A 9,618-nucleotide genomic window follows, 5' to 3' on the forward strand; every position below is an offset into this window, starting at 1 on the left:
GCACCCTAGCCGCCCCGCCGCTTCGGCGGAAGGCGTCATGGGCGCGTAACCCGAGCGTCACCCCCGCACCAGCGCCCGCGCCATGTCGGCCTCGAGCCGCGACCACGGCGCCATCCGCGCCTGCGCCTCGCGATAGCTCGCGACGATCCGCGCTGCGAGATCGGAGCCTCCGGCGATGGCGTCGATCTCGGCGTCGGCGGCCGCGGCCGCGGCCTGCATCAGGTCGGCGGGGAAGCCTTCGAGCCGCACCTCCGCTTCCGAGAGCATGGCCCTGAGCCCGCTGGCGTTTCGCCTGTGGGCGTCGGCCAGCGCGAGCCCGTGCTCGGCCTGCGCGGCCTCCGCCACCACGCGGCGGAGGTCGTCGGGCAGGGCGGCGAGGGCGTCGGAGCCCACCAGCAGCTCGCTCGCGCCGTTGGGCTTGGCGAAGCCGGGGGCGTAATAGAGCGGTGCGACCTGGTGGAGGCCGAGCTCGTAGTCGCTCGCCGGCGCGAGGAACTCGACGGCGTCGACCGTCCCGCGCTCCAGCGCCGTGTAGGTCTCGCCCGCGGGGATCGTCACCGGCGTCGCGCCGAGCCGCTCGTAGACCCGCGCGCCGAGCCCGGCGACGCGGATGCGCAGGCCCGCGACGTCGGCGAGGCTCCCGATCGGCCGTCGGAAGAAGCCGCCCATGCACGGGCCGGTATTGCCCGCCAGGAAGGGCGTCACGCCGACGCGTCCGTAGAGCTCCTCCCACAGCGCCTGCCCGCCGCCGAAGGCGAGCCAGGCCTGGTGCTCGATCGGCCCGAGCCCGAAAGGGACGGTGGTGAAGAAGGCCGCTTCGGGCATGCGGCCCTGCCAGTAGAGCGATGCGCTGTGGCCGGCCTCGACGGTGCCGTTCGAGACCGCGTCGAGCACCGAGAAGGCCGGCACGATCTCGCCCGCGGCGAAGAGGTCGACCACGAGCCGCCCGCCGGACATGGCGTTGATGCGATCGACGATGCGCTGCGCCGTCACGCCGGGTCCGGCCTGGCCGCGCGGCCAGGAGGTCACGAGGCGCCAGCGGATCGGCGCGTCCTGCGCCCGCACGAGAGCGGGGGCAGCGAGCGCGCCGCCGGCGAGGCCGAGCGCGCCGCGGCGGGTGAGGCGGTTACCAGATGCCATGGAAATGATGCACGGGCCCGTGCCCGCTCCCGATCTCGAGCCCGTCGGCCGCGGCGATCGCGCCGGCGAGCCACGCCTTGGCCGCGCGTGCGGACTCGGCGAGGGAGGCGCCCTTCGCGAGCTCGGCCGCGATCGCCGAGGACAGCGTGCAGCCGGTCCCGTGCGTGTTGCGCGTCGCGATCCGCGGGGCGACGAGCCGCGTGACGCCCCGCGGCTCGACCAGCAGGTCGACGCTCTCCGGCCCCGAGGCGTGGCCGCCCTTGATCAGCACCGCCTCGGGGCCGAGCGCCAGCAGCCGCTCGCCCTGGGCGCGCATGGCGTCCTCGTCCTCGGCGACGGGCTCGCCGAGCAGCGCCGCCGCCTCCGGCAGGTTCGGGGTGAGCACGAGCGCGCGGGGCAGGAGGACGGCGCGCAGCGTCTCGATCGCGTCGTCCGACAGGAGCTTGTCGCCGGACGCCGCGACCATCACGGGATCGAGCACCACGCAGGACACGCCGTGCCGGTCCAGGCCGGCGGCGACCGTCTCGATCACGGCGGGCTTCGACAGCATGCCGATCTTCACCGCGTCGACCTTCAGGTCCGACAGCACGCTGTCCATCTGTGCGGCGACGAAGTCCGGCGGGACGTCGTGGATGCCCTGGACGCCGCGGGTGTTCTGCGCGGTGAGCGCGGCGATCACGCTCGCGCCGTAGACGCCGCGGGCGGAGAAGGTCTTCAGGTCGGCCTGGATGCCGGCTCCGCCGCCCGAATCCGAGCCGGCGATGGTGAGGGCGATGGCGGTCATGTGGTCTCCTCGTCGGCTCGAGCGCCGCGGGCGGCGAGCGCCTCGTCGACATGGCGACGCAGGCGCGCCGCGGCGGCGGCGGGATCGGGCGCGCCGAACAGCGCGGAGATGACGGCGACGCCGTCCGCGCCCGCGCCGATCACCGAGCGGGCGTTCGTCTCGTCGATGCCGGCGATGGCGCCCATGGGCAGGCCCGGCACGGCCGCGCGGCCTGCGGCGGAGACCGCGGCGAGGCCCGAGAGCCCGATCGGCGGATCGGGGTTGTCCTTCGACGTCGTGGCGAAGACGCCGCCGATGCAGCCGTAGTCGACGGGGACCTGCGCGAGCGCGCGGGCGTGATCGGGCGTCTTCAACGTCCACCCGATGATCGCGTCGGGCCCGAGCAGGCGGCGCGCGTCGTGCGGGTCCATGTCGCTCTGGCCGAGATGGACGCCGTCCGCTCCCGCGGCGAGCGCGACGTCGACGCGGTCGTTGACGAGGAGCGGCACGCCTGTGCCGGAGAGCGTCGTCCGCAGTGCGCGGGCGAGATCGACGAGCGCGCGGGTGTCCGCGTGCTTCTCGCGCAGCTGCACCAGCGTCGCCCCGCCCGCCACCGCCCGCCCGACGAGATCGACGAGGTCGCGCCCACGCGCGTCCGCGAGGCCGACGATGGCGTAGAGGCGAAGGTCGACGGGGTTCCTGTCGGCGTGATTCACGAGACCCTCGCACGGGATACGAGCGCCGCCGCGTCGAGCGCGTCGAGCGCATCGAGGTAGGCGGCGGGGAAGGAGCCGGGGCCGGCGGCGCGACCGCCGGCGATCTCGCCGGCGACGCCGAGAACGAGGAGCGCCGCCGCGGCGGCGACGAGCGCGTCGTCCTCCAGCGCGGCGAAGGCGGCGACGAGCGCGGAGCCCGCGCAACCCATGGCGGTGACGCGGGCCATCAACGGGTGTCCGTTGGCGATCCGCACGGCGCGGGTGCCGTCGGTCACAAGATCGGTCGGGCCGGTGAGGGCGACGACGCAGGCGTGATCGCGCGCGAAGTCGTCAGCCGCCTCGGCGGTCGGCGCGCGACCCGCGAGCGCCTCGAGCTCACCGGGGTTCAGCCGCAGGATCGCGGGGCCCGCCGCGAGGAGATCGCGGGCGACCGCGAGCCGGGGTGGGGAGGCCTCGACGAAGACCGGATCGAGTACGATCGGCCGTCCGACCTCGCACGCGGCGGCGACAGCAGCGGGGATGCCCGCCCGGCGCTCCGCATCGAGCGTGCCGAGGTTGACGAGGACGGCGTTCGCGCGTCGCGCGAAGTGGCCGGCCTCCTCGGCGGCGATCGTCAGCGAGGGGATGGCACCGGCGGCCAGCAGCAGGTTCGCGGTGAAGGCCTGCGCGGCGGCGTTGGTGAGCGCGTGCACCCGCGGGCGGCGGGCGCGGGTCTCGGCGAGGAGCCGCGCGGCGTGCTCCGCGATCCGATACGCTGCGATGTCATGTGACGCGGCACGCGCGGGCGCGTTCTCGTCCATGTCTCGTTCCCTCCGCCGGCACGACCCGGATCAGGTTCGATGGGTTGGCGCGGATTTGCGCCTCTCAGCCCGCATGGGCACCCCGTGAGACCGTCGGCGGCTAGGTAACGCGCGCTCACCGCCCGCGCAAGGGGTACGCGGCGCGAGGCGACATGGGTCGGATGCGCAGGAGAGCCGCCTCAGTGAACCGCCAGCACCACGGACATGCGCTGTGCGAAGAGCGGCCAGTCCTGCTTCATCCCAGGCGCGACGAAGGGATCGTGATAGGTCACCACGGCCCACGGCCCGTTCGGCGTCTGGTAGACGTCCATTCCCGTGATCACGACGAAGTGGCTGCCGTCCACGTGCGCCACGATCGGGCGCCCGGTCCGGCGCATGTGCGTGATGAAGTCCGGCGCCCAATGGCTGATCTGAAGCGTGCTGATGCGGCCGCCGAACATCCCGACGAGACCGGAGATCTCGCTGATGTGCCCGGGGCGCAGGCAGAGATCCGGGCGTTGGCAGCACGGCGCGCCGTAGGCGAGCTCCAGCATCCGGCACTGGCCGGGGGTCGGCAGCCCGGACGATTCCGCGGCCATCTTCGCGCTGGCGACCCAGCACCAGACGATCGTGTCCTGCGGATGGTAGGGCACCGGCAGCCGGATGCTGTCGATCAGCACCTGCGCGCGGGCCTCGTCGCCGCGCGTCGCGAAGAGCGCGAGAAAGCACGAGAGGAAGGTGAGAGCGCGGATCGCGCTCGCCCATGCGCGACGTGTCATGACGGCCGCCCCCCGGCGTCTTGTCCTCCGGCTACGATGTCACGAGCCCTCGGCCCGGGCAATCGAAAGTTTTGCCGAGGCCGCGTGACGCCCGAAGCCTCCCGTTGCCGTCCCTCAATCCCGGCAAGCGAACGGCGGAAAGGTGCTCGCCGTCCCGGCATTCATGGCGAGGATGACCATGACGTTGGCGAGCGCGAGCTCCTCCGCCGAGCGCGGGCAGACGTCCGCGGGCGCGGTGCAGCCCGAGGCGATGAAGGCGTCGTGGCGGGCGATGAACTCCGCGGAGATGCCGTCGGTGCCGAGCCGCCGCGTGGCCTCGTCCCAGGCGGCGGTGTAGCGCGCGCACTTCTCGCGCGTCCAGGCGTCGCCGCTCCACGCGTCGCCGCTCCACGCGTCGACCGGCGCGCCGTCGCCCGGCCCGGCGTCGCCGCCCGGCTCGCCGTCCCAGGAGCCGCCGCTCCAGTGCTCGCCGCTGAAGCCGTCGCCGCTGTGCATGTCCCCTTGGGCGAGCACCGGACGGTCGGCCGCGCCCACGAGGAGGCACGCCGCGACGAGCGTCGCGGCGAGCGCGACGGGTCGCCGGGCGGGGGCGACCGTCGTCAGCATCGCGCAGGCCGCGATCGCCGCGAGCGGCCAGGGCAGCAGGTAGGGGCGCGCCGTGACGGCGAAGGCGCCGGCGGCGTCGATCGTCAGCCCGATCACGGCATGGCGCAGCGTCGAGAGAAGCCCGTCCTCGCGGAAGGACCAGACGACGTCCATGGCGTTGCGGTCGATCGCGAACAGCACGAAGGCGACGCCGGGCACGAGCACGAGTCCCGCGAGGGCGGCGAGCGCCGATCGCCGGATGGCGCCTGCGGGCGCGAGGCGGCGCAGGAGCAGTGTCGCGGCGACGCCGGCGAGCAGGCCTGCGGCGCCGAAGAGCGCGATCACGAGGGTGGTCCGCGGCGAGAGCGCCTCGTCGCGCTCGACGATGCGCAGGGCGACGATCGCCGCGGTGCCGAGGGCGAGGCCGAGGCCTCTCGCGAAGGCCGAGCCGAGCGCGGCCACGGTCACCCGCGCGCACCCGCCGCGGCGGCGCGGATCGCGGCGATGTTGCCGGCATAGGCGGAGGGGCCGCCCCTGAAGGCGGCGGAGCCCGCGACGAGCACGTTCGCGCCCGCCGCCGCGACGAGCGGCGCCGTCTGCGGCGTCACGCCCCCGTCGACCTCGATCGCGATCTCGCGATCCCCGACCATCTCCTTGATACGGCGCACCTTCTCGACCACGGGGGCGATGAAGGCCTGCCCGCCGAAGCCGGGGTTCACGGTCATCGCCAGCACGAGGTCGACGTCGTCGAGGAGCGGCGCGATAGCTTCGGCCGGGGTGCCCGGGTTGAGCGCGACGCCCGCCTTCTTGCCGAGGCCGCGGATCGCCTGGAGCGAGCGGTGCACGTGCGGTCCGGCCTCGACGTGCACGGTGATCACGTCCGCACCCGCCTCCGCGAATGCGGACAGGTAGGGGTCGGCGGGCGCGATCATCAGGTGGACGTCGAACACCTTGGCGGTCGCCGGGCGGATCGCCTGCACGACGACGGGGCCGAAGGTGAGGTTGGGCACGAAGTGCCCGTCCATCACGTCGATGTGGATCCAGTCCCCCCCGGCCTCGGCGACCGCGGCCACCTCGGCGCGCAGCGCGCCGAAATCGGCGGAGAGGATGGAGGGGGCGATGAGGAGGTCGCGCGTCATGCGCCCGGCGCTATCACGGGGGCGGGGCGGGCGCAACGGCGTCTTGACGGGCGACCAGCCGCCCCGCCACCGGCTTCACGATCTGCGGCATCAGGTAGATCGGGAATTGCGCCAGCGCGAAGAACAGGAACGTGTCCCCCGGCGTCGCCGCGCCCAGCGCCGCGACGAGGACGCCGATGTTGCGCTGGCCCGTGGCGTAGCCGAGCACGAAGCGCTCCGCGGACGGGAGCATGCGCAGGGCCAGCAGGCTCGTGGCGAAGCCCACCGCAGAGAGGCCGAAGACGAGCGCGAGCACGCCGGCGACGAAGGCGGGGCGGTCCAGCATGGCCGCGAGCACGCCGTCCATCGCGGCCACCGCGAAGAGCGCGTAGAACAGGACGCCGAGCCCGTCGAAGCGCGCCTTGTGGCGGCGGATGCGCTCGGTGCCGAGGCTCGCGCGCAGAGCCGCGCCGGCCGCGAGCGCGCCGCCGACCAGCAGCGCGAGGCGCTCGACGAGGGCGCGCACGTCGAGGTCCACCGCCGCGCCGGCGATCCGCTCGACGAGGAGCGGCGAGACCAGCGGCGCGAGCATGGTGGTGAGCAGGACCACGCACACGAGGAGCGTCGGCGGGAGGTTCAGCATCATCGCCACCGCCGGCGAGGACAGGATCGGCGGCGCGGCGGCCCAGAGCGCGAGACCGAGCACGATCCCGGGCCCGAGCGCCTCGCGCCCCGCGACCGCGAGGATCGCGAGCGCCACGAGGGGCGGCGCGGCGACGAGCCAGGCGGCGGAGAGGCCGATGCGGGCGGGGCGACGCACGAGCGCGGCGAGCGCCGCGAGATCGACGCGCGCGAAGGTGATCGTGAGGAAGGCGAAGATCGTCAGGCCCAGAAGCGGGCGCGCGGCGGCGGCGAACTGCGGCAGGGCGAGCCCGACGAAGATCGAGAGCGCGAACCCCTGCGTGCCCCATCGCCCGACGAAGGCGAGGGGATCGGCGAGCGGGGCGGGGAGGGAACGCACGGCGGTCGATGCTCCTCGAGATGACGTCTCGCGGCCGGCGACGCGCCCTCGCACGGCGGCTTTCGCGCGCGGGGGCATGGCGGGACGGCCGGAATTGGCTTAACCCGGACGGCGCGGGAAGGACACGGGCGAGGTTCGGTATCCATGCGTGCGGATGTGGTGGTCCTCGGGGCGGGAATCGTCGGCGTGTCGGTCGCGCTGCATCTCCAGGCGCGGGGGCGCTCGGTCGCGCTCGTCGACCGGCGCGAGGCCGGCGAGGAGACGAGCTACGGCAACGCCGGGCTGATCGAGCGCGCCTCGATCGTGCCCTACGCGTTCCCGCGCGACCCCGCCAAGCTCGTGCGCTACGGCCTCAACCGCTCGACGGAGGCGCACTACCATCTCGCCCACCTGCCGCGAATCGCGCCCTGGCTCGCCCGCTACTGGCGCGCCTCCTCCAAGCGCGGCCTCGCCGAGGCGACGCGGGCCATGCTGCCGCTCATCGAGCTGTGCGTCACCGAGCACGAGAAGCTGATGAACGACGCCGGGATCGCGCCGCTGCTGCGCAAGACCGGCTGGATCAAGGGCTTCCGCTCCCAGCGCACCTTCGACAAGGCCCTGCGCGAGGCGGAGGCGACGAAGCCATTCGGCATCGCCTACGACGTGCTCGACCAGGCGCAGGTGCACGACCGCGAGCCGCACCTCTCCGACGTGATCATCGGCGGCATCCACTGGCTCGACCCCGCGACGGTGCCCGACCCGAGCGCGGTCGCGAAGGGCTACGCGCGGCTCTTCCTCCAGCGCGGCGGGCGCTTCGTGCACGGCGACGCGCGCAGCTTCGGGCCCGAGGGCGGCGGGTTCTCGGTGCAGACCGAGGGCGGGCGGCTGTCCGCTGCGGAGGCGGTGATCGCGCTCGGGCCGTGGTCGGACGACGTGTTCAAGCCGCTCGGCTACGCGATCCCGCTCGCGGTGAAGCGCGGCTACCACATGCACTACAAGCCGCAGGGCAACGCGGTCCTCAACCATCCGGTCTTCGACACGGATGCCGGCTTCGTCCTCGCGCCGATGACGCGGGGCGTGCGCATGACGACGGGCGCCGAGTTCGCCCATCGCGACGCGCCGCCGACGCCCGTGCAGGTCGACCGCGCCGAGCCGCTCGCGCGCGAGATCTTCCCGCTCGGCACGCGGGCCGAGGAGAAGCCTTGGCTCGGCGCGCGGCCCTGCCTGCCGGACATGCGCCCGGTCATCGGCCCGGCGCCGAGGCACCGCGGCCTCTGGTTCGCCTTCGGCCACAACCACCACGGCTTCACGCTCGGGCCTGTCACCGGCCGGCTCCTCGCCGAGCTGATGACGGACGCGGTGCCCTGCGCCGATCCCTACTGGTTCCGGGCCGACCGGTTCTAGCCTTCGTCGTCGGGCGCGATCTGCGCCTCCTCGGCCTCCGCCAGGGAGCGGCTCGGGTCGCCGGGCAGGTCGACGTCGTCGAGGCGCCCGTGGGCGGCGAGCGCCTCGTAGGCGGCGACGTGCTCGGCGCGGCCCGCCGCGAGCGCCGAATCGAAGGCGGCGACGACCACCGCGGCATCCGGCCCGGCCTGCGCGGCCACGGCATCGCGCCATGTCTGCGTCATGCGCTTCCTGGCGACCCGGGCCATCGGCGTCCTCCCGACTTGAACCGAACGATAAGGCTTCCTTACTTAGATGTGCCGCATTCATGTCGCTCTGCAAGGCGCGAGCGGCTCGGAATCGGGTGAGGCGATGGCGTACGGGGACCGACAGGCCCGCCGGGGCGGGATCGGGGACGCGGTGGGGAGCGCCCGCGCCGTGCTGCTCGTGCTCGCCGCCTTCGCCGCGCTGGGCTGGGGTGCGGCGTTCTACGCGATGTGGCTCGACGCCGGCCACCGCACGCAGGCGGCGGCGGCGCTCGAGCGCCTCGAGGCCGAGAACGCGATGCTGCGCCAGGTGATCGCGCCGAACGACAATCTCGCCGGTGTGCCCACGCCGGCCGACTCGTTCGTCGCGACGTCGCCCGACGCGATTCGTCGGGACCTCGGCGGCCGAGACGCGACCATCGCCGATCCGCGCGAGACCGGCGGCGTGCTGCGGCTCGCCGAGGCGCGGGCCGCCGAGCTCGTGCCGGGGGCGGAGCCTGACGCGGCGGAGGAGGCGCAGCGCGCCCGCGCCCAGGCCGTGCGCGTGCTGGAGGATCGCGTCCTCGCCCTGCGCGACGACATCGTCCGCCTGGAGCGCCAGGTCGCGGACGCCCAGCGCGCCCGCGACGCGGCGCTGGCGGAGAGCGCGGCGCGCATCGCCGAGGCCGCGGGCGCGGCCGCGGAGGCGGATGCGGCCCGCGAGGCGACCCGCACGGCGCAGGAGGAGATCCGCGCGATGCAGGAGGAGCTCCGCACCACGCGGGAGGACCTGCGCACGGTGCGCGAGGAGGCGCAGGGCGCGCGTGCGGACCTCGACGCCGCCCGCGACGAGGCGCAGCGCCACCTGCAGGGCCTCGAGGACAGGCTCGCAGGCGCGCGCACCGCGCTCGCCGCCGCCGAGGAGCGCCGCGACGGCCTCGGCACGGAGCTCGCCGACCTGCAGGCGCGCCGCGATGCCCTCGCGGACGAGCTCGACGCCCTGCGGGCCGCGGTGCGCTCGGCCCGCGAGACGGACGCTGCCCCCCGGACGGACGCGGTCGCGCGGGAGGCCGCCGCCGAGGAAGAGCCGGCTCGCGCACGGGCCGAGGC

The 9,618-nt window shown here is 74.7% G+C and carries 10 protein-coding genes, 1 pseudogene and 1 riboswitch; of the genes and pseudogenes, 2 read left to right on the top strand and 9 right to left on the bottom strand.

Annotated features, from left to right (window positions below; genetic code table 11):
- Positions 1-57: 57 nt before the first annotated feature.
- From ACTZWW_RS11095 to ACTZWW_RS11130, 8 genes are all read right to left on the bottom strand, one after another.
- A complete protein-coding gene (locus tag ACTZWW_RS11095; RefSeq protein ID WP_444781020.1) occupies positions 58-1,140 on the bottom strand; it encodes a TRAP transporter substrate-binding protein in 1,083 nt (360 codons plus the stop codon).
- Positions 1,127-1,924 carry a bifunctional hydroxymethylpyrimidine kinase/phosphomethylpyrimidine kinase gene (thiD, locus tag ACTZWW_RS11100; RefSeq protein ID WP_444781021.1) on the bottom strand — a complete coding sequence of 266 codons (798 nt, stop codon included), beginning with the start codon at positions 1,922-1,924 and terminating at the stop codon, positions 1,127-1,129. Before thiD ends, ACTZWW_RS11095 begins: the two co-directional genes overlap by 14 nt.
- Positions 1,921-2,619, bottom strand: coding sequence for a thiamine phosphate synthase (gene thiE, locus ACTZWW_RS11105; RefSeq protein WP_444781022.1), 699 nt, complete (start codon positions 2,617-2,619; stop codon positions 1,921-1,923). Before thiE ends, thiD begins: the two co-directional genes overlap by 4 nt.
- Positions 2,616-3,419 carry a hydroxyethylthiazole kinase gene (gene thiM, locus ACTZWW_RS11110; RefSeq protein WP_444781023.1) on the bottom strand — a complete coding sequence of 268 codons (804 nt, stop codon included), beginning with the start codon at positions 3,417-3,419 and terminating at the stop codon, positions 2,616-2,618. The genes thiE and thiM overlap by 4 nt, the downstream gene beginning before the upstream one ends.
- Positions 3,409-3,514: riboswitch (TPP riboswitch) on the bottom strand. It overlaps the preceding gene by 11 nt.
- Positions 3,515-3,598: 84 nt before the next feature.
- Complete coding sequence (locus ACTZWW_RS11115; RefSeq protein WP_444781024.1) at positions 3,599-4,177, bottom strand: papain-like cysteine protease family protein; 579 nt, start codon at positions 4,175-4,177, stop codon at positions 3,599-3,601.
- Between the two features lie 114 nt (positions 4,178-4,291).
- Entirely contained in the window at positions 4,292-5,230 is a 939-nt protein-coding gene (locus ACTZWW_RS11120) for a hypothetical protein (protein ID WP_444781025.1), read from the bottom strand.
- A complete protein-coding gene (rpe, locus tag ACTZWW_RS11125) occupies positions 5,227-5,901 on the bottom strand; it encodes a ribulose-phosphate 3-epimerase (RefSeq protein WP_444781026.1) in 675 nt (224 codons plus the stop codon). The genes ACTZWW_RS11120 and rpe overlap by 4 nt, the downstream gene beginning before the upstream one ends.
- A 13-nt stretch (positions 5,902-5,914) precedes the next feature.
- Complete coding sequence (locus ACTZWW_RS11130; RefSeq protein ID WP_444781027.1) at positions 5,915-6,901, bottom strand: hypothetical protein; 987 nt, start codon at positions 6,899-6,901, stop codon at positions 5,915-5,917.
- A gap of 144 nt (positions 6,902-7,045) precedes the next feature.
- On the opposite strand from ACTZWW_RS11130, the gene ACTZWW_RS11135 reads away from it, so the two are divergent.
- Positions 7,046-8,284 (top strand): NAD(P)/FAD-dependent oxidoreductase, encoded by a 1,239-nt coding sequence (locus tag ACTZWW_RS11135; protein ID WP_444781028.1) that lies wholly within the window; start codon positions 7,046-7,048, stop codon positions 8,282-8,284.
- Here ACTZWW_RS11135 and ACTZWW_RS11140 read toward each other — a convergent pair.
- Positions 8,281-8,532: a hypothetical protein gene (locus ACTZWW_RS11140; protein ID WP_444781029.1), complete on the bottom strand. Its 252-nt coding sequence runs from the start codon at positions 8,530-8,532 to the stop codon at positions 8,281-8,283. The two genes, ACTZWW_RS11135 and ACTZWW_RS11140, sit on opposite strands and share 4 nt — an antisense overlap.
- Before the next feature lie 103 nt (positions 8,533-8,635).
- Here ACTZWW_RS11140 and ACTZWW_RS11145 point away from each other — a divergent pair.
- Positions 8,636-9,618 (top strand): annotated as a pseudogene (locus ACTZWW_RS11145) (hypothetical protein); the annotation flags it as partial.

Source organism: Salinarimonas sp. NSM, from assembly GCF_052380005.1.
Taxonomy (GTDB): domain Bacteria; phylum Pseudomonadota; class Alphaproteobacteria; order Rhizobiales; family Beijerinckiaceae; genus Salinarimonas.

Excerpts from the sequence above, each read along its gene's own strand:
- rpe (WP_444781026.1), bottom strand. The coding sequence starts at position 5,901 with ATGACGCGCGACCTCCTCATCGCCCCCTCCATCCTCTCCGCCGATTTC.
- thiD (WP_444781021.1), bottom strand. The coding sequence starts at position 1,924 with ATGACCGCCATCGCCCTCACCATCGCCGGCTCGGATTCGGGCGGCGGA.
- ACTZWW_RS11135 (WP_444781028.1), top strand. The coding sequence starts at position 7,046 with ATGCGTGCGGATGTGGTGGTCCTCGGGGCGGGAATCGTCGGCGTGTCG.
- ACTZWW_RS11115 (WP_444781024.1), bottom strand. The coding sequence starts at position 4,177 with ATGACACGTCGCGCATGGGCGAGCGCGATCCGCGCTCTCACCTTCCTC.
- thiM (WP_444781023.1), bottom strand. The coding sequence starts at position 3,419 with ATGGACGAGAACGCGCCCGCGCGTGCCGCGTCACATGACATCGCAGCG.
- ACTZWW_RS11095 (WP_444781020.1), bottom strand. The coding sequence starts at position 1,140 with ATGGCATCTGGTAACCGCCTCACCCGCCGCGGCGCGCTCGGCCTCGCC.
- ACTZWW_RS11140 (WP_444781029.1), bottom strand. The coding sequence starts at position 8,532 with ATGGCCCGGGTCGCCAGGAAGCGCATGACGCAGACATGGCGCGATGCC.